This is a genomic window from Velazquezella soli (assembly GCF_977018685.1).
Genome location: NZ_CDRNXF010000004.1, coordinates 1,811,185 through 1,830,565, shown reverse-complemented (window position 1 = coordinate 1,830,565; position 19,381 = coordinate 1,811,185). Strand labels below are relative to the sequence as shown.

The following is a 19,381-nucleotide window of genomic DNA, read 5'->3' as shown; positions in this document are numbered from 1 at the left end:
ATGGATGAGCCGAAGAAAAAGCCGCCGCTCGCCGGCATTCGCGTTCTCGAACTGGCCCGCGTGCTCGCAGGTCCCTGGGCCGGACAGATGCTGGCCGATATGGGCGCCGATGTGGTCAAGGTGGAAAACCCTGACGGCGGCGACGATACCCGCGCCTGGGGACCTCCCTTCGTCGAAAGCATCGACGGTGAAAACCTCTCGGCCGCCTATTACCATTCGACCAACCGTGGAAAGCGGTCGATCGCAGTCGATCTGAAGACCGAAGAAGGCCAGGACATCGTCCGCCGCCTCGCTGCGCAATCGGACGTCCTAATCGAGAACTTCAAGGTCGGCGGTCTCAACAAATACGGGCTCGACTACGCGAGCCTGAAGACGATCAATCCGAAGCTGATCTACTGCTCGATTACCGGCTTCGGCCAGGACGGGCCCTATGCGAGCCTTGCCGGATACGACTATATCGTCCAGGGCATGTCCGGCTTCATGTCGATCACTGGCGAACCCGACGGCCAGCCGATGAAGTCGGGCGTCGCCATCGCCGACATCTTTACCGGCATCTATTCCGTCACCGCCATCCAGAGCGCGCTGATCCACGTCATGAGGACGGGCGAAGGCCAGCATATCGACATGGCGCTGCTCGATGTCATGTCGGCGGTCCTTGCCAACCAGAACATGAACTACCTGATATCAGGCATCTCGCCGGTCCGCCTCGGCAACGCCCATCCGAACATCTCTCCTTATGAGGTGATCAACGTCCAGGACGGCTACATCATTCTCGCCGTTGGCAATGACGGCCAGTTCCGCCGCTTCTGCCGAATTCTCGGCATCGAGCATGTGGCAGACGACGAGCGGTTTTCCACCAACAAGGCGCGTGTCGCGCACCGGATCGAGGTCCGCAGTCTGCTGATCGCCGAGACGATCAAGTGGACCAAGGCTGATCTCCTGTCCGCCTGCGGCGACAATGCCGTGCCTGTCGGACCGATCAATTCGATCGGTGAAATGTTCGAGGATCCCCAGGTCAAGGCGCGCGGTCTGCGTGTGGATCTCGAGGCAGCCGACGGCACTGTCATCCCCGGCGTCCGCAGCCCGATCGTGCTATCGGAGACGCCGCTTGCCTATCACCGGCCGAGCCCGAACGTGGGCGAGCACACGGCCGAAATTCTTGCCGAACTGAACATGATCGAAAAGGAGCGCAATCGATGAAAACGGGTGGAGAACTGATCGTCGAGGCACTGAAGGCAAACGGGGTGAGCAGAGTGTCCTGCGTCCCGGGCGAGAGCTATCTTGCCGTGCTCGACGCGCTCTATGAAAGCGGTATCGAGGTTCTCGTCTGCCGCCAGGAAGGCGGCGCGGCGATGATGGCGGACAGCTGGGGGCGGCTGACGGGCCAACCCGGCATCTGCATGGTCACCCGTGGCCCCGGCGCCACCAACGCGTCTGCCGGTCTCCACATCGCCAAACAGGATTCGATCCCGATGATCCTGTTCATCGGCCAGATCGGCCGCGACATGAAGGAACGCGAAGCGTTTCAGGAAGTCGAATACCGCCGCGCCTTTACCGAGTTCGCCAAATGGGTCGGCGAAATCGACGATGCCCGCCGTATTCCGGAATTCGTCACCCGCGCCTTTGCCGTCGCCACTTCCGGCCGCCCCGGCCCAGTCGTGCTGACGCTGCCCGAGGATATGCTGACGGAAGCGGTCGAGGCGGTTCAGGCCCGCCCCTATACCCCGGTCGAAAGCCATCCCGGCAAGAGCCAGATCGCGACCTTCGACGAGATGCTGCGCAATGCAAGGCGGCCGATGGTAATCCTCGGCGGCACCCGCTGGGACGAGAAAACGGTTTCGGATTTCCAGGATTTCGCCAGCCGCTTCAAGCTGCCGGTCGGCTGCTCATTCCGTCGCCAGATGCTGTTTGATCACCTCCATCCATCCTATGCCGGCGATGTCGGCATCGGCATCAACCCGGCGCTTGCGCATGAAATAAAGGACAGCGATCTCCTGATCCTCATCGGCGCCCGCATGTCGGAAATGCCGTCCTCCTCCTATACCCTGCTCGACATTCCCTACCCCAAGCAGACCCTGGTCCATGTCTACCCGGATCCGGAAGAGCTTGGGCGGATGTACCGTCCGGATCTGGCGATCTGCGCGGCACCGGCAGAATTCGTTGCGGCCATCAAGGAACTGCAGCCACCGGCACTGCCGCTCTGGACCGAGCGCAAATCGTCGATGCACGATTCCTATCTGAAGTGGTCGACGCCCCCGAAAAGCGGCCCCGGCGACGTCCACATGGGACCGATCATGGCCTGGATCGAGGAAAACGTTCCGACCGACGCGATCTTTACCAATGGTGCTGGCAACTATGCCACCTGGGTGCACCGCTACCACCGGTTCCGGAAATACAACACCCAGTCGGCACCGACATCAGGATCGATGGGCTACGGCCTTCCGGCAGCAGTCGCGGCCAAACAGCTGTTTCCGGAACGCGAAGTCGTCTGCTTTGCGGGCGATGGCTGCTTCATGATGCACGGCCAGGAATTCATCACCGCGGTCCGCTACGGATTGCCGATCATCACAGTGCTCGTCAACAACGGCATCTACGGCACGATCCGCATGCATCAGGAGCGAGAATACCCCGGCCGCGTCTCGGCGACGGATCTCGTCAATCCGGATTTCGTCGCCTATGCGCAAGCCTTCGGCGGGCATGGCGAACTGGTAGAGAAGACGGAGGATTTCGGTCCCGCTTACCTGCGTGCCCGCGAAAGCGGAAAGCCGGCCATCATCGAAGTCAGGCTCGATCCGGAAGCGATCACGCCGGCCAAAACGCTGACGCAGATCCGCAACAGGAACTGAAACGGCGGCATCTGCGCAATCACTCGGCGGAACATTCCGCCGGCCATGCCGTTGATGGCGCATGGCAAATGACACAAAACGCAAAGCACTGGGTGGCATGACGACCTTCGTCGCCGTCATCTTTTTTATCGGTCTCGCACTCGCGGCTTACTACTTCATCGGCATGACGCCGGGCGAGCCGTGATCCCAAGGGATCGTCGATACAAAAAGGGGGCCGGTTTTCACCGGCCCCCTTTTTCATGTCCGTATGAGCCGAGCGATCAGATCGCCGCAGTCACGATGAACTCTACCTTGTACTTTGGCGCAGCGAGCTTGGCTTCGCTGGTGGCGCGGGCCGGTGTATTGGCCGGATCGACCCATGCTTCCCAGGCTGCGTTCATTTCGGCGAAATCAGCAATGTCGGAGAGATAGATCAGGGTCTGCAGGATCTTCGACTTGTCGGAGCCGGCAGCGGCCAGCAGACGATCGACTTCGGCAAGCGCGTCCTTGCACTGGTCGGTGACGCTGTCGCCTTCGCCAACCTGGCCGGCCAGATAGACGGTGTTGCCATGGACGACGGCGCCGCTCATGCGGGCGCCGGGCTCGATACGCTGAATGCTCATAAAATGCTCCTGAATGCTGAGCTTCGGAAATTAAGGGCGTGGCATACCGCGCCCTTGCGTGGAAAGGCTTTCGAACCGATCAGCCGCGCAGGCGCAGGCTCTGTTCGTAGATCGCCGTGGAGCGTGCGCCCGAGCGGCAATAGCCAAGCAGCGGCTTGGGAAAATCTTCGAGCACGTCGACCATCTCGGTCACGCCTTCCGGTGTCAGGCCCATGCGGCCGACCGGGATATGGCGGATGTCGAGACCGAGCTCCTTGGCGCGTGCCTCGATCGCGGCGAAATCCGGCTGGCCGGGCTCTTCCTCGTCGGGGCGGTTGCAGACGATGGACTTGAAGCCGAGCGCCTTGATCTGGTCGAGGTCTTCGACCGTGATCTGGCCTGAGACCGAGTATTCGTCGTTGATCTCGCGGATATCCATGGCAGAGCCTCCATTCTCGATAGGGGGCAAGCTTTACGATGCACCCCGGGGAGCGTCAATCGCCAAGCGGCCTTTTACGCAAACACGAAGCGCAGGCCGTAGTCGACGCTTTCGCCGGGTTGAAGCCATTTCAGCTCGCCTGACGCCTCCAGTTCGCCGCGGGTGGCCAGCCGGTGCGAGACCGGCTCGATCCCCAGCACATGCGCCGGCTGCTTCTGGTTGCGCCACATCTGCAGGTATGGAAGCGTGTCGGTCTTGAAACGCACTTTGAGCGTGAGACCACCGAGCGCCGCGATCGGTCCCAAGGCCAGTTCCGCCCAGGGATCGCCGCCCGCTGCCGGCACGCAGAACACGCTCCCTGGCTCGGGCCCGAAATTCCAGGGCATCTCTTTTTGCTCTAACATCGCGCTCGAAAGACGGACGTTGTCGTCCAGCAGCCAGGCCCCGATATTCATATGGTACATATGCACCCGGGCGATGGCTTTCGTTCCAGTGTTCGTCACCCTGTCGGACAGGCAGACTTCTCCGGTCACTCCATCAATCCGCCAGCGGCGTTCCAGAAGCGCGGATCCCCCCTCGGCTGTCGTGACCGGAACGCGCGCCCGGCATTCGGCATCCTCCTGCATATCCCAGAACACGATCTCGGCCGGGTGCGACGAGTAGGAGCCGTGCAGCGGAAACTTCGCGCCATCGGGACGACCGGGTATGGGTTCGGGATGACGGATGTGGTCGGGACCGCAGGTAAACAAAAACCCTTCCAGCGAATGGTCGATTCGCGGATCGCCATCGTCAGGAATGGCCCGGCCGGGCGCGATGTCGATGCCGCCGACGAAACACGCGCCGATATCCAGCACAGACGCCTCGTCCAGTGTGAGCTTCGGCCCGTTTCCTGCTGAAAACGCTTTCATAAAACCTCCCTCACGGCGCCTCTCGCCGGATCGTGATCGAATTTAACCATCGGTTCATAACGAATTCACTTTTCTCACGGTAAAGTCGAAATTACGTTGTCTATGGCACCAGATACGGAGTCGGGAACCATATGCGCATTTCCCCGCTTACCGTAGACGGAATAATTTCTTTCGGTGGAAACGTGAAGCGTCTCATTCTCGCAAGTATCGGCCTAATGGCAATATCAGCAGCCTTCGGGCCATCGTCGGCGCAGGCTCAGAGCGGATATCGCTATCAGCAGCAGACGACCCTCGTGGCACCTGACGGCGCCATACTCGACTACATGCCGGATCCGCGCGACGTGGTGATCAGCCGCGACGGTATGGGCCGCCGCGTCTATCTCGATCGCCGCGGAAACATCGTTGCGACCGAAACGCGCCAGGATGCCTACCGTCCCCAGGAGGCGGAATATCCGCCGGCACCGAGTGGCTACCGCAACCGTCGCGACACTGTCTATCAGCAGCAGGATAAGTATCCGCAAGACCAGGGCGGATATCAGGATTACCGCCAGTATCGTCCCGGTGAAGAACCGGGTGCCGTGACCGGGTCGATTGCCGGCCCCGGTTCGATTACCCGCGAGCCACTTACCAACGATGCACTTCCCGGCATCGACGAGAACTATTCCGAGCCCGAAGAAGCCTCGATCGACCCGAATGCGGGCTCGCAGCTTCCGGCACCGCAGCATGATGCCAAACCGGTCATCACCGTCACTAAGAAGCCGCAGGCCGAGATCGCCGCACTCCAGGTGTTTCTTGACCGCGAGGGCATTTCGCCGGGTGTGATCGACGGCCATCTTGGCGACAACGTCAACAAGGCGATCGCCGCCTGGCAGGAAATGACCGGCGAGACGCTTGATCCGAATAATTCCGAAGACATCATGCAGCGCCTGACCTATTCGGGCGGCCTGCCGATCATCGATTATACGATCACGGCCGCGGACGCTGCCGGACCATATGTTGCGTCTATCCCGGAAGACTACGCTCACAAGGCCACTCTGCCGGCGATGTCCTACACATCCGTAACCGAAAAGCTCGCCGAGCAGTTCCACATGGATGAGAACTACCTGAAGTCGCTCAACCCGAACGTCGACTTCACCATTCCCGGCATGACCATCAAGGTGATCAACCCCGGCACGCCGAAGACCGGACAGGTGACGCGGATCGTTGCCGACAAGTATCGCAAGCAGGTCTTCGCCTACGGTGAAGACGGTGTGCTGATTTCGGCTTATCCGGCCACGATCGGTTCGAGCGATACGCCATCGCCGTCGGGCAACCATACGGTCCAGCGCATCGCGCTCGATCCGGGCTACACCTACAATCCGAAGATCAACTTCACACAGGGCAACAACACCCAGATCCTGCAGATCCCTCCGGGTCCGAACGGCCCGGTTGGCACGGTCTGGATCGCCTTGTCGAAACCCACCTACGGCATTCACGGCACGCCGGAGCCTTCCAAGATCGGCAAGACCAACAGCCACGGCTGCGTGCGCCTCACCAATTGGGATGCGACGGAACTTGCCAAGATGGTCAAACCCGGCACGACCGTCGAATTCCTCGAGTAGGTTTTGCCAGACTTAACAACGCAAAAAGCCTCTCCGGCAAACCGGAGAGGCTTTTTTTTGGCTACGTTAAATTGGCTTCAGGCGGCGTTGCGGCGAAACGGAAACAGTTTCGATCCCATCGAGCGCACGACGCGGACAGGCATCATGCGCATCACTTCCTGAGCGAAACTGCGCGCATTGTCTTTTGCCTTGTCGACATTGCTGACCTTTGTCGCGTCGAGCGTGTGCAGGGTTCCGCCGGTCTCGAACAATTCCTTGAACGCGACCCGTTCGCCGATCGACGTCTCCAGCACATTGACGCCCTTGGCCGCCAGCAACCCCTTGATCGCCAGCATGGCTCGCGTCGTTACCATCGAGGTGACACGGGTAAGGACGACGGAATGGGGAATGTCGAGCTTGGCCTTGTCCTTCATCTGCGCGAGCAGATCGAGAATCTGTGCTGCGCCCTTCGCATCCATCGCCGAGCCCTGGACCGGGATGATGACGTGGTTGGAAAGCCCGATTGCAGTGGTTACCAGCGCGTCTCGCGCGCCGGCAAGATCGATGATGAAGTAGTCGGTCGAAGATGCCATCTCGCGCAGGTGGCATGGAAGCGACGCCGTCGTGACTTCTGAAATCACCGAGAGGTTGGGCACGGGGCCGGAGATCTCGCACCACTGGCTGATCCACTTCTGCGGATCGGCATCGATGATCGTGATGCGAAATCCCTGGTGGGCGAGTTCCGTGGCAAGCAGCAGGGCTGCAGTCGTCTTGCCGGCACCGCCCTTGGCATTGGCAAATGAAATTACGGGCATTCTCGGTCCTTGATGAAATAGAGCCGCATCGCTCACCACCACGCCGCTTCATGCGCAGTTAACGTATTCTTCATGAACTTGGTTAACGAGACGTAAATTAAGGGTTAACGCATATTGCCTGTCACATTTCAGCATGCCGACCTAAAAAGGCTGAGAATGCAATGTGGCCCGCGAAGCGATCGCGGGCCACATGTTGATCACGGATGTCTGGGATCAGACCAGCGCTGCCGCCTGCTTGTGCTCCATCGCGAACTCTTCTTCCGGCGAAAGGATCAGACGATGGCGGCCAACAAGCGCGAAATAGGCGATCGCGACAGCAAACCAGATCACCACCCAGACGACGCCCTTGAAGAAGTTGGGATCCTGAACCTGATAGAGAAGCGTCACCACGGCGATGACGATCGTCAGGACGGCACCCGTGATGCCCAGTGGAGACCGGAACGGCCGCTCGATATTGGGCAGTTTCTTGCGCAGGATGATGAACGAGATCGCCTGCATGATGTAGGAGAACATCGCGCCGAACACCGCCATGTTGAGCAACACGCTGCCGATGGCGCTGCCGCCTGCTTCTGCACCGAGCGAAAACCAGATGACCAGCATCACGGCAAGACCGACCAGCGCTCCAGCCAGCATCGCAACGTAGGGCGTCTTGTAGGTCGGATGCGTGACCGAGAGCGCCGTCGGGAAATAGCCGGCCCGTGAGAGCGAGTAGATCTGGCGACCCTGTGCATAGAGGATCGTATGGAAGCTGGCGATCAGACCCGTCAGCGCCACCAGACCGAGGATAACGACGCCGCCGTCGCCATAAACGGACTTGAACCCGTCGAGAAGCGGCTCCAGCGCCGTACTCAGATGAAAGGCGCCGACACCCGGCAGAGAGGGATTGAGGAGCACAATCATGAAGGCCGACAGCATCAGCGTCATCATGCCGAGGATGATGCCCTTCGGCATGTCACGCTTCGGATCGACCGATTCTTCTGCCGCCAGCGGCAACTGTTCGATGGCAAGGAACAGCCAGACCGCAAAGGGAAGCGTTGCAAGCACGCCTGTGATCCCGAACGGGAACCAGTCGCCATTGCCTTCAGGCAGTTCGATCGCTGCACCATCAGGTCCGACGCCGATGTTCAGCGCCCAGCGGGAAAAGTCCATGTTGGGGATGGCGCTGACCCAGAAGAACACCAGCACCGCCAGCGAAACGATCGTGATGACCAGCGTCACCTTGAACGACAGTTCGAGGCCGAACACGTTGAGCGCTAGGAAGATGATGTAGAACAGCATCCACAGGATCGGCGAGTAGACGGGATCGAGGCCGAGGATCGAATTCACATAGGCCGTAATGAAGGTAACGATGACGGCGGGCGTGAGCACGTATTCGACGTTCTCGCAGAGCCCTGTAATGAAGCCGCCCCAGGGTCCCATCGCCGTTCGCGCAAAGGAATAGGCAGCACCCGTGTGCGGCAGCGCCGGGCTCATCTCGGCGATCGAGAACGTCAGGCCGAGATACATGACGGCGATGATGATGCCGGCAACCAGCATCCCTCCCCATCCGCCGGTCGCGAAACCGAAATTCCAGCCCGAGAAATGCCCTGAGATAACGGCGCCGACGCCGAGCGCCCAAAGCGACCAGACCCCTGCATAGCGCGAAAGCCCGCGCTTTTCGAAATAGGCAGCATCCGCCTTCTTGTAGCTGACGCCCCCTGATGAACTTTCCATGCCTTCTCTCCTGATCAAAGAAATAGGCAGCAAGGCCGTCCGGCCCGCCGTCCCCGTCCATTCCGGATCCGCCCGCTTTTGTCGGTGTCGGTATCCCGCAGCTCTGGCTGTTCCCCTGGTCTCTCAGTAAACCGGCTGGAGAGTTCCCACACCGGCCCGTCGAAAGCCTGCCTCGACCGTAGGCGGCTTCGTTTCGAATAAACTCGTTCATAGTCTAGGTCGTGAAGTCAGTGCCGGACGCGATGACTGTCCTTTGATCCCGCCGACATCGGTCTTGAAGCGATTTCGTGAAGTATGAACACGCATTAACCACGACGAGAATTCTTCACTTCCGCCGCGTCGTCAACGGTAATCTCAAATCTCCTCCATAGGCCCCGTTGACTCGGTCCTGGAAACGAATGTTAATCCTGTCACAAACCGGCGCAGACCGGAGGGAACGGCTTTCGTATGACCGGCAGGATTGACCAGTGATGACAGGGCAAACACGATTGCCGTGTCCGAGCGCAGTTCCCTCCGGACAAACGGATTCAATTGGTGAGGGATATCTTCTAAATTCCTGAAATACAGGCCTGATTTCTAGCATGCGCTTGGAATGCGCGCTGTCACATACGATACACACAATGGCTCTACGAGTCGCGCCGAGACGCTCAACCCCAGGAGGACACCCGTGCTCAAGAACGCCCATCGTCTGCTGTCTCTGACGACAGCAGTCCTCATCGCTTCCACCAGCCTTGCAGCAGCCGAGCCGAGCGCGGAACTGATCGCCGCCGCCAAGAAGGAAGGCGCGCTGACCACCATCGCCCTGCCCCACAGCTGGTGCGGCTACGGCGACGTGATCGCCGGCTTCAAGGCCAAGTACGGAATCGAAGTCAACGAACTGAACCCGGACGCGAGCTCGGGCGACGAAATCGAAGCCATCAAGGCCAACAAGGGCAACAAGGGCCCGCAGGCTCCTGACGTGATCGACGTTGGTCTGTCCTTCGGCCCGTCCGCCAAGGCCGAAGGCCTGATCCAGCCTTACAAGGTTTCCACCTGGGACTCGATCCCGGCCGAAGCCAAGGATGCTGAAGGCTACTGGTACGGCGACTATTACGGCGTTCTCGCGTTCATGGTGAACAAGGATCTCGTCAAGGAATCGCCGAAGGACTGGAAGGATCTTCTGAAGTCCGACTACGCGAACGCCGTCGCACTCGCCGGCGACCCGCGCTCTGCCAACCAGGCTGTCCAGGGCGTCTATGCTGCCGGTCTCTCCGCCGCTAAGGGCGATGCCGCCAAGGCTGGCGAAGAAGGCCTGAAGTTCTTCGCAGAACTCAACAAGGCCGGCAACTTCGTTCCCGTCATCGGCAAGGCTGCCCCGTTCGCACAGGGCTCCACCCCGATCATCATCGCCTGGGATTACAACGCTCTGTCCTGGGGCGAAAGCCTGAAGGGCAACCCGCCTTACGAAGTCGTCGTTCCGCAGTCGGGCGTCGTCGCCGGCGTCTACGTGCAGGCGATCTCCGCTTTCGCACCGCATCCGAACGCTGCCAAGCTGTGGATGGAATACCTCTATTCCGACGAAGGTCAGCTCGGTTGGCTGAAGGGCTATTGCCACCCGATCCGGTTCAACGATCTTGCCAAGAACAACAAGATCCCGAAGGCACTGCTCGACGCCCTGCCGCCGGCCGCGTCCTATGAGAAGGCCGTATTCCCGACACTCGAAGAGCAGGCTGCCGGCAAGACCGCGATCACCACGAAGTGGGATTCCGTGGTCGGCGCCAACGTCAAGTAATCTAGTCTAGACGGCCTTCCCGCTCCGCTTTTATGGGCGCGGGGAGGCCTTTTTCCTCCTCCGACAGAAACACTGGATTCATGTCCACCGCATCATCGTCCTTCATCGACCGCCGTACCGTCGTCGATTGGCTCGGCGTCGCGCCGTTCATGATCTTCGCGTTGATGTTTCTGATCGTCCCGACCTTCTATCTCGTCGTCGGCGCCTTCTTCACGCCCGAGGGAACACTCACCTTCAAGAATATCGCAGACTTGTTCACGCCGACAATCCTTTCGGCCTACTGGATCTCGATCAAGGTCTCCTTCGCCTCATCGCTCGGTGGCGCGATCATCGGCTTTGCGCTCGCTTGGGCAATCGTTCTTGGTGGCCTGCCGTCCTGGATCCGATCGAGCCTCCTGACTTTCTCCGGTGTCGCCTCGAACTTTGCCGGCGTGCCCCTCGCCTTCGCCTTTATCGCCACGCTCGGCCGCACAGGGCTCGTGACCGTCTTCATGCGCGACTGGTTCGGCTTCAATCTCTATTCGACCGGCTTCAATCTCCTGTCCTTCGTCGGTCTCACCCTCACCTACATGTTCTTCCAGATCCCGCTGATGGTGCTGATCCTGACCCCGGCGCTCGACGGTCTGAAGAAGGAATGGCGTGAAGCCTCCGAGATCCTTGGCGCCTCCACCTGGCAGTACTGGCGCATGGTGGCGATGCCGATCCTGTGGCCAAGCCTGCTCGGCACCAGCCTGCTTCTGTTCGCCAACGCCTTCGGCGCGATCGCGACGGCCTATGCGCTGACCGGCTCCTCGCTCAACATCGTACCGATCCTGCTTTATGCGCAAATCCGCGGCGACGTGCTGCACAATCCAAACCTCGGCTATGCGCTGGCACTCGGCATGATCGTCATCACCGGCGCCTCCAACGTCTTGTACATCTGGCTGCGCATGCGCGCCGAACGCTGGCAGAAGTGAGGATGCGCGAGATGAAGATGACCAAGTTCTTCGCCTGGCTCGCCATAGCCATCGGCGTCATCTACTTTTTCGTGCCGCTGCTCGGCACGTTCGAATTCTCGCTGCGCATGCGGCGCGGCGAATACTCGTTCGATGCCTATGACTCGGTCTTTTCGGATGCCGCTTTCCGGGCGACCTTCGGCTTCTCCATGCTGATGGCGCTGCTCACCATAATCTTCGGCATGCTGCTGATCGTGCCAACGGCCTACTGGGTCAGGCTCCGCGTCCCGCAGATGCGCCCGGTGATGGAGTTCATCACCTTGATGCCGCTGGTCATCCCGGCAATCGTCATCGTCTTTGGCTATCTTCGGCTCTACAATTCGTCGTCCTACATCCCCTTCACCGGCTCTACCTTCGGCACCAACGTGCTTCTGGTGATGTCCTACATCACCTTGTCGCTGCCCTACATGTATCGCTCGGTCGACACGGCGATGCGCACCATCGACGTTCGAACCCTCACGGAAGCGGCGGAAATCCTTGGCGCCAAATGGCCGACGATCCTGTTTCGCTGCATCTTCCCGAACGTGATGTCGGGCGTGCTGTCGGGCGCCTTCATCACCTTTGCGATCGTGATGGGCGAGTTCACCATGGCCGCCCTCCTAAACCGACCCGCATTCGGTCCCTATCTCCAGCTCGTGGGCGCAAACAAGGCCTATGAGCCTTCGGCGCTCGCCGTGATCGCCTTTGCAATCACCTGGCTTTCGATGGGCCTGCTCCAGCTCGTTTCCCGTTTCAGCAAGATGGCACCCTCCCGGGCTTAGGGACTGCGCTTCAAGGATTTTCACCTCATGTCGTTTCTCGTTCTCGACGGTATCAAGAAAAGCTTCGGCCAGACGCAGGTCGTCAAGGACTTCCATATGGCGATCGAGAAAGGGGAATTTGTCTCCTTTCTCGGACCGTCCGGTTGCGGCAAGACCACGGTTCTGAGGATGATCGCCGGGTTCGAGAACCCGAGCGACGGCACGATCTTCATCAACGGCCGCAACCAGTCGGGCCTGAAAACCAGCCAGCGCAATATCGGCATGGTGTTCCAGGCCTATGCCCTGTTTCCCAACATGAGCGTGTTCGACAACGTCGCCTTCGGCCTCAAGGTCGCTGGCATGTCGAAGGCGGATATCGACGCCCGCGTAAAGGAAATGCTGAAGCTGATCGGCCTCGAACATTTGGCCGACCGCTACCCGTACCAGATGTCCGGCGGCCAGCAGCAGCGCGTCGCGCTGGCGCGTGCGCTCGCCCCAAAACCGCAGGTCCTGCTGCTGGATGAACCGCTGTCGGCGCTTGACGCAAAGATCCGCGTATCCTTGCGTGAGGAAATCCGCCAGATCCAGATGAAGCTCGGCATCACCACCGTCTTCGTCACGCACGATCAGGAGGAGGCGCTGTCCATCTCGGATCGGATCGTCGTCATGAACGCCGGTCGCGCCGACCAGATCGGCACGCCGTCGGAGATCTACAACCGCCCGGCCACCCGCTTCGTCGCCTCGTTTGTCGGCACGCTCAACATCATCGATGCGATCGTCGTCGATCCGGCCGCCAACACCATCCGCATCGGCGACAACATCATCACGCTGCGCGAACCGATCGGCGCGTTTGCACAAGGCGACACCGTATCGATCGCGCTGCGTCCGGAAGCTGGTTCGCTTTCCGAGAGCGCCACGGGCGATACGGCTTTGACCGGCACCGTTGTCTCGACGCATTTCCTTGGCTCCGTCGTGCGCACCAAGGTCACGGTCGGCGGCAACCAGATATCCTTCGACATGTTCAACGCGCCGGACAAGGTGCTGCCGCAGCCAGGCGAAACAGTGACCCTGCGTTTCGCCGCAAGCGACCTGCTGGTGGTCAAGGAATAGGCGCAGCGCGCCGCGAGTGGCGAATGCTTGATCGCTAACAAGACCGCAATATCAAACGGAAGAAGCCGGCAAGTGATTCAACTTGCCGGCTTCTTGATTCAATCTGTGAACATGGCGGCAGACCGCCTAAGCGGCATCCTCGACCGCTGCCACATTGGTCGGGATGTAGTTGAGCACAGGTCCGAGCCAGCGCTCGACCTCCTCGATCGCCATGCCCTTGCGCGACGCATAATCCTCGACCTGGTCCCGCTCCACCTTGGCAACGCCGAAATAGTAGCTGGCGGGATGGCCGATATAGAAGCCGGAGACGGATGATCCCGGCCACATTGCGTAGCTCTCGGTCAGCGTCACGCCCGTCGCCTTGGTGGCGTCAAGCAACCGGAACAGCGTTTCCTTTTCCGTATGGTCGGGTTGCGCCGGATAGCCCGGTGCCGGACGGATGCCGGCATACTGCTCGTGGATCAACTCGTCGCTCGTGAGCGTCTCATCCGGCGCGTAGCCCCAGTACTCCTGGCGCACGCGCTGGTGCATGCGTTCGGCAAACGCTTCCGCAAACCGGTCGGCGAGCGCCTTGACCAGGATCGACGAGTAATCGTCGTTCGCCCGCTCGAACCGTTCGGCAATCGCCACTTCCTCGATACCGGCTGTCACCACGAAGCCGCCGACATAATCGGCCTTGCCGCTCGAAACCGGCGCGACGAAATCTGACAGCGCCACATTCGGCCGGCCGTCACGCTTGGAAAGCTGCTGGCGCAGCGTGAAAAGCGTCTCGAGCTCCGTGCTGCGCGTCTCGTCGGTATACAGCTTGATGTCGTCGCCAACAGCGTTGGCCGGCCAGAAGCCGATCACCGCCTGAGGCCGGAACCACTTCTCCGCAATGATTTTCTCCAGCATCGCCTGCGCATCCGCAAACAGATGACGCGCGGCCTCGCCCTGCTTTTCGTCCTCGAGAATGGCCGGAAAGCGCCCCTTCAATTCCCAGGTCTGGAAGAAAGGCGTCCAGTCGATATAGGTCGCAAGCTCCGCCAGATCATAGCCTTCGAACACTTTCGTGCCGAAGAACTTCGGCTTCTTGGGCTCATAGGATGTCCAGTCGACCGTCTCGGCATTGGCCCGGGCGCGCTCGATCGGCAGCCGCTTCTTGTCCGCTTCCGAGCGGGCATGGGCGGCTGCGACCTTCGCATATTCGCCGCGAATCGTCTCGACATAGCCATCCTTCGCGTCCGGCGACAAAAGCGCCGAGACGACGCCGACGGCGCGCGAAGCATCCGTGACATAGACGGCCTGGCCCCGCTCATAGCGCGGATGGATCTTGACGGCCGTGTGCACCCGGCTGGTCGTGGCACCGCCGATGAGCAGCGGCACGTTGAAACCCTGCCTCTCCATTTCGGCTGCCACATGCACCATTTCATCGAGCGACGGCGTGATCAGGCCCGACAGGCCAATGATATCGACCTGCTCGGCAATTGCCGTTTCGAGGATCTTCGTCGCCGGCACCATCACGCCGAGATCGACGATCTCGTAATTGTTGCAGGCGAGCACGACGCCGACGATGTTCTTGCCGATATCGTGGACGTCGCCCTTGACGGTCGCCATCAGGATCTTGCCGGCAGTCTTGCGCTGGTCGCCGCCGTTGAGGCGCTTTTCCTCTTCCATGTAGGGCAGCAGCACCGCAACCGCCTGCTTCATCACGCGGGCGGACTTCACCACCTGCGGCAGGAACATCTTGCCGGAACCGAAGAGATCGCCGACGACATTCATCCCGGCCATCAGCGGCCCCTCGATGACGTGCAGCGGACGCGCAGCCTGTTGGCGTGCCTCTTCCGTATCGGCGTCGATGAATTCGGTAATGCCGTTGACCAGCGCATGCGACAGCCGCTCTTCGACCGAGCGCTCGCGCCAGGCCAGATCCTGGACCCTTGCTTCCTTGCCGGGGCCGCCACGATATTTTTCGGCCACTTCCAGAAGCCGCTCAGTCCCGTCGGCGCGGCGGTTCAGCACCACATCCTCGCAGGCCTCGCGCAGTTCCGGATCGATGTTCTCGTAGATCGCCAGCTGGCCGGCATTGACGATGCCCATGTCCATGCCCGCCTGGATGGCGTGGTACAGGAACACAGCATGCATCGCCTCGCGCACCGGCTCGTTGCCGCGGAACGAGAAGGACAGGTTCGAAACGCCGCCGGAAATATGCACAAGCGGCATGCGCGCGCGGATCGTCCGCGTCGCCTCGATGAAATCGACGCCGTAATTGTTGTGTTCCTCGATCCCGGTCGCCACCGCAAACACGTTCGGATCGAAGATGATATCCTCGGGCGGAAAGCCTGCCTGCTCGGTCAGGATCTTGTAGGCGCGGCTGCAGATCTCGACCTTGCGGTCATAGGTATCCGCCTGCCCCGTCTCGTCGAACGCCATGACCACGACAGCTGCGCCGTAATTGCGGATCAGCTTGGCCTGCGCCAGGAACTTTTCCTCGCCTTCCTTGAGCGAGATCGAGTTGACGATCGGCTTGCCCTGAACGCATTTCAGTCCGCCTTCGATGATCTCGAACTTCGAGCTGTCGATCATGACGGGCACGCGAGCAATATCCGGCTCGGCGGCGATCAGGTTGAGAAACTCGATCATCGCCTGGCCCGAATCGATCAGGCCCTCGTCCATGTTGATGTCGATGACCTGCGCGCCGTTCTCGACCTGGTCGCGGGCAACGACCAGCGCTGCCGCATAATCGCCGGCAGTGATCAGCTTACGGAATTTGGCCGAACCGGTGACGTTGGTGCGTTCGCCGACATTCACGAAGGGAATGTCCTTGGTCAGCGTGAAGGGCTCGAGGCCCGACAGCGACATGAACGGCGAGTGCTCCGGGATTTCGCGCGGCTTGTGCTTGGAGACGGCATCGGCAATTGCGCGAATATGCTCCGGCGTCGAGCCGCAGCAGCCGCCGACGACATTGACCAGACCTTCGCGGGCGAACTCCTCGACCTGCTTTGCCATCATCTCAGGCGTTTCGTCATACTGGCCAAACTCGTTGGGCAGGCCCGCATTCGGGTAGGCGCAGATGAACGTGTCGGAAACGCCCGACAATTCCTGCAGGTGCGGCCGCATCGCATCTGCGCCAAGCGCGCAGTTGAGGCCGATCGTGAACGGGTTGGAGTGGCGCACAGAGTTCCAGAACGCAGACGGCGTCTGGCCGGACAGCGTGCGTCCGGAAAGGTCGGTGATCGTGCCCGATATCATCACCGGCAGGCGAATACCCTTCGCCTCGAAGCGCTCCTCGCAGGCAAAGATCGCAGCCTTGGCGTTGAGCGTGTCGAAGATCGTTTCGATCAGAATGATATCTGCACCGCCGTCGATAAGACCGTCGATCTGCTCGCCATAGGCAATCCGCAGGTCGTCGAAGGAGACGGCGCGGTAGCCCGGATTGTTGACATCGGGAGAAATCGAGGCCGTCCGGTTGGTCGGCCCGATGGCGCCGGCCACGAAACGGCGGCGGCCGTCTTCCTTTTCGGCGCGGATCGCGGCCCGGCGGGCAAGGCGTGCCCCGTCGCGGTTGAGATCGTAGACAGCGCCTTCCATCTCGTAATCCGCCTGGGCGATACGGGTGGAGGAAAACGTGTTGGTCTCGAGAATATCGGCGCCGGCCTTGGCGTAACGATAGTGGATATCCTCGATCGCCTGGGGCTGCGAGAGAATCAGAAGGTCGTTGTTGCCCTGCTGGTGACAGGCGCAACCGATGAAGCGTTCGCCACGAAAATGCTCTTCGTTGAAGCCGAGCCCCTGGATCTGGGTGCCCATGGCGCCATCTATCACGAGAATTCGTTCGCGTGCGGCCGCCTTTAGAGCTGCAAGGATTTCCGCACCGTCGCGGCGATCGCCTTCGGGACCGAAGAGTTCATCAAACAAGGGACACACTCCTGAACAGCATCAAACGGTATTCATAATCATATAAAGATGCGTTTATATGATGTCCAGCCGTCGTGCCGTGAGTAATAAACGAATTGTCGATGACAGGCCATACTCCTGACGGTATAGCCTTGAAGCAGAATGCAAAAGGGAGAGAAGCATGAGCGACGCGGGCCAGGTATCGAAATTCTGGAGCGATCTGCCCTACCACCGGCGCTGGCTGCTGCAACAGGCTGACGGCCTGTTCGATTTCTTCCAGCACAGGGCCATCAACCCCAAGGGCGGCTTCTTCGATCTCGATCCTACCGGCAACCCGCTCCCCGGCGACAATCCCGTTCGCGGCATTCACGCGTCCGCCCGCATGGTGCACTGCTATTCTATCGGCTATCTCTTGGGACGTCCGGGTACGGGCGACCTGGTCGACCACGGCATGAATTTTCTCTGGAACGGTCACCGCGACCAACAAAACGGTGGCTATGCCTGGTCGATGAACGACGATGGCCCGGCCGACAGCAACAAGCAGGGTTACGGCCACGCTTTCGTGCTTCTCGCCGCCTCCTCCGCCAAGGTCGTCGGCCATCCGCTGGCCGACGCGATGCTCGCCGACGTTACCGACGTGCTGGAAACGCGGTTCTGGGATCGCGAACACGGCGCCATCGCCGAAGAATTCGCGGCCGACTGGTCGCCGATCGACGGTGGCAGCTATCGTGGCCAGAACTCGAACATGCACCTGACCGAAGCGCTGATGGCGGCCTTTGAGGCAACCGGCGAACGGCATTATCTGGACAAGGCCGAAAGCATTGCGGACCTCGTGATCCGGCGCCTTGCCGGTAGCGTCGGCTTCCGCGTCGCCGAGCATTTCGATACCGACTGGCAGATCGACAAGGATTACTACCACAAAGACGAGATGTTCCGCCCGGCCGGCACGACACCTGGCCACTGGCTTGAATGGGCCCGCCTGACGCTGCAACTGTGGACGCTTGGCGACAAGAAGCACGCCTGGATGCCGGATGCGGCCAAGAACCTGTTCGTGCAGGCCATGTCACTCGGCTGGGACAAGGAAAAAGGCGGGTTCTTCTACACGCTGGATTGGGACGACAAGCCCGCCAAGACCAACAAGCTCTGGTGGCCGATGTGCGAGGGCGCTGGCGCTGCGCATTTCATCAACCAGCATCTGCCGGCAGACAGCTTCTACGAAGACAGCTACAGGCTGATCTGGGGCACCATCGCCAACAAGTTCGTCGACCACAAGAACGGCGGCTGGCACGAGGAACTGACGGAAGATCTGGTCCCGGCTCACACCCTGTTTCCCGGCAAGGGCGACATCTATCACGCGCTGCAGGCATGCCTCATCCCGCTGTTTCCCGCGGATGGCAGCCTGACGAAGATGATCGTGGAGGCGGACGGCCGAATCTGACGGCCGGTTCCGCCGGTCAGCCACCCGAGACCATGGAGCGGATTAGCGAGACAAGGCTGTCGTAGTCATAGGGCTTGGTCACCAGGCCCGAACGCGACAGGCCTTCGGCGCCTTCGACATTGCGATCGCCGGTCGCGAAGATGACCGGGAGATCCGGAAATTGCGCGCGGAGTTTGATGGTCAGTTGCAGGCCTGTCATGTCGGGCAGATGCACGTCGGTAACCAGGATATCGACCGGCTGCTCGGAGGCAAGGCCTAGCGCCTCACCCGCTGTGCCGGCTTCGACGACGCCCATGCCGGCGTCCTGCAGGAAATCGGCTGTAGAGATGCGGATCAGGGCTTCGTCTTCTACGAACAAAACCTTGATCGGTGCGGCGCGCCCTTCATTTGCTTCGGCGGCTACGGTCGACATATCAAATTCTCCGGCAGCAGCCATGGCTGCGTGTGTGTTACCAGTCTGATTCTGGTTGATAACCTAGCGGAATGTTTAGGCCAAGGCCCAGCCTTATCGGGTTTGCCGACCAATTGCACGCCGGGATGAACAGGGTTCCGGAGCGAATGCGCGGTTT

The 19,381-nt window shown here is 60.6% G+C and carries 16 protein-coding genes; 9 read left to right on the top strand and 7 right to left on the bottom strand.

The window, feature by feature from the left end; all coding sequences use genetic code 11:
- The 3 genes from caiB to AC0JZ8_RS12400 all read left to right on the top strand — a co-directional run bounded on the left by caiB (position 1) and on the right by AC0JZ8_RS12400 (position 3,030).
- Positions 1–1,200: a succinate--glutarate CoA-transferase gene (gene caiB / locus AC0JZ8_RS12410; protein WP_471892623.1), complete on the top strand. Its 1,200-nt coding sequence runs from the start codon at positions 1–3 to the stop codon at positions 1,198–1,200.
- Entirely contained in the window at positions 1,197–2,846 is a 1,650-nt protein-coding gene (locus AC0JZ8_RS12405) for a thiamine pyrophosphate-binding protein (protein WP_471892622.1), read from the top strand. Before caiB ends, AC0JZ8_RS12405 begins: the two co-directional genes overlap by 4 nt.
- 61 nt (positions 2,847–2,907) lie before the next feature.
- Positions 2,908–3,030: a hypothetical protein gene (locus AC0JZ8_RS12400; protein ID WP_256413794.1), complete on the top strand. Its 123-nt coding sequence runs from the start codon at positions 2,908–2,910 to the stop codon at positions 3,028–3,030.
- A 76-nt stretch (positions 3,031–3,106) separates the two neighbouring features.
- On the opposite strand, the gene AC0JZ8_RS12395 is transcribed toward AC0JZ8_RS12400, so the two are convergent.
- From AC0JZ8_RS12395 to AC0JZ8_RS12385, 3 genes are all read right to left on the bottom strand, one after another.
- Entirely contained in the window at positions 3,107–3,448 is a 342-nt protein-coding gene (locus AC0JZ8_RS12395; RefSeq protein WP_062456089.1) for a RidA family protein, read from the bottom strand.
- A 79-nt stretch (positions 3,449–3,527) separates the two neighbouring features.
- Positions 3,528–3,866, bottom strand: a complete 339-nt coding sequence (locus AC0JZ8_RS12390) for a protein tyrosine phosphatase family protein (protein ID WP_062456086.1) — start codon at positions 3,864–3,866, stop codon at positions 3,528–3,530.
- Between the two features lie 74 nt (positions 3,867–3,940).
- Positions 3,941–4,774 carry a DUF4432 family protein gene (locus tag AC0JZ8_RS12385; protein ID WP_471892621.1) on the bottom strand — a complete coding sequence of 278 codons (834 nt, stop codon included), beginning with the start codon at positions 4,772–4,774 and terminating at the stop codon, positions 3,941–3,943.
- Between the two features lie 182 nt (positions 4,775–4,956).
- Between AC0JZ8_RS12385 and AC0JZ8_RS12380 the strand changes: the two genes are divergently transcribed.
- Positions 4,957–6,375, top strand: coding sequence for a L,D-transpeptidase (locus tag AC0JZ8_RS12380; RefSeq protein ID WP_471892620.1), 1,419 nt, complete (start codon positions 4,957–4,959; stop codon positions 6,373–6,375).
- A gap of 77 nt (positions 6,376–6,452) precedes the next feature.
- On the opposite strand, the gene AC0JZ8_RS12375 is transcribed toward AC0JZ8_RS12380, so the two are convergent.
- A complete protein-coding gene (locus AC0JZ8_RS12375) occupies positions 6,453–7,169 on the bottom strand; it encodes a ParA family protein (protein ID WP_062456077.1) in 717 nt (238 codons plus the stop codon).
- A gap of 213 nt (positions 7,170–7,382) precedes the next feature.
- The gene (locus AC0JZ8_RS12370) at positions 7,383–8,882 is read right to left on the bottom strand and encodes an amino acid permease (protein WP_471892619.1); all 1,500 of its coding nucleotides are present in this window, start codon (positions 8,880–8,882) and stop codon (positions 7,383–7,385) included.
- Between the two features lie 667 nt (positions 8,883–9,549).
- Here AC0JZ8_RS12370 and AC0JZ8_RS12365 point away from each other — a divergent pair.
- The 4 genes from AC0JZ8_RS12365 to AC0JZ8_RS12350 all read left to right on the top strand — a co-directional run bounded on the left by AC0JZ8_RS12365 (position 9,550) and on the right by AC0JZ8_RS12350 (position 13,498).
- Positions 9,550–10,653, top strand: a complete 1,104-nt coding sequence (locus AC0JZ8_RS12365; protein WP_062581155.1) for an ABC transporter substrate-binding protein — start codon at positions 9,550–9,552, stop codon at positions 10,651–10,653.
- Between the two features lie 80 nt (positions 10,654–10,733).
- Complete coding sequence (locus AC0JZ8_RS12360; RefSeq protein WP_062456068.1) at positions 10,734–11,609, top strand: ABC transporter permease; 876 nt, start codon at positions 10,734–10,736, stop codon at positions 11,607–11,609.
- 11 nt (positions 11,610–11,620) lie between these two features.
- Positions 11,621–12,409 (top strand): ABC transporter permease, encoded by a 789-nt coding sequence (locus AC0JZ8_RS12355; RefSeq protein ID WP_062581461.1) that lies wholly within the window; start codon positions 11,621–11,623, stop codon positions 12,407–12,409.
- Positions 12,410–12,436: 27 nt separating this feature from the next.
- Entirely contained in the window at positions 12,437–13,498 is a 1,062-nt protein-coding gene (locus AC0JZ8_RS12350; protein ID WP_471892618.1) for an ABC transporter ATP-binding protein, read from the top strand.
- 126 nt (positions 13,499–13,624) lie between these two features.
- Here the strand turns inward: AC0JZ8_RS12350 and metH are convergent, their stop codons facing one another.
- The gene (gene metH / locus AC0JZ8_RS12345; RefSeq protein WP_471892617.1) at positions 13,625–17,395 is read right to left on the bottom strand and encodes a methionine synthase; all 3,771 of its coding nucleotides are present in this window, start codon (positions 17,393–17,395) and stop codon (positions 13,625–13,627) included.
- A 160-nt stretch (positions 17,396–17,555) separates the two neighbouring features.
- Here metH and AC0JZ8_RS12340 point away from each other — a divergent pair, with 160 nt between their 5' ends.
- Positions 17,556–18,812 (top strand): AGE family epimerase/isomerase, encoded by a 1,257-nt coding sequence (locus AC0JZ8_RS12340; protein ID WP_471892616.1) that lies wholly within the window; start codon positions 17,556–17,558, stop codon positions 18,810–18,812.
- Between the two features lie 16 nt (positions 18,813–18,828).
- Here AC0JZ8_RS12340 and AC0JZ8_RS12335 read toward each other — a convergent pair whose 3' ends face one another.
- Positions 18,829–19,224 carry a response regulator gene (locus AC0JZ8_RS12335; protein WP_209901297.1) on the bottom strand — a complete coding sequence of 132 codons (396 nt, stop codon included), beginning with the start codon at positions 19,222–19,224 and terminating at the stop codon, positions 18,829–18,831.
- Positions 19,225–19,381: the final 157 nt, after the last annotated feature.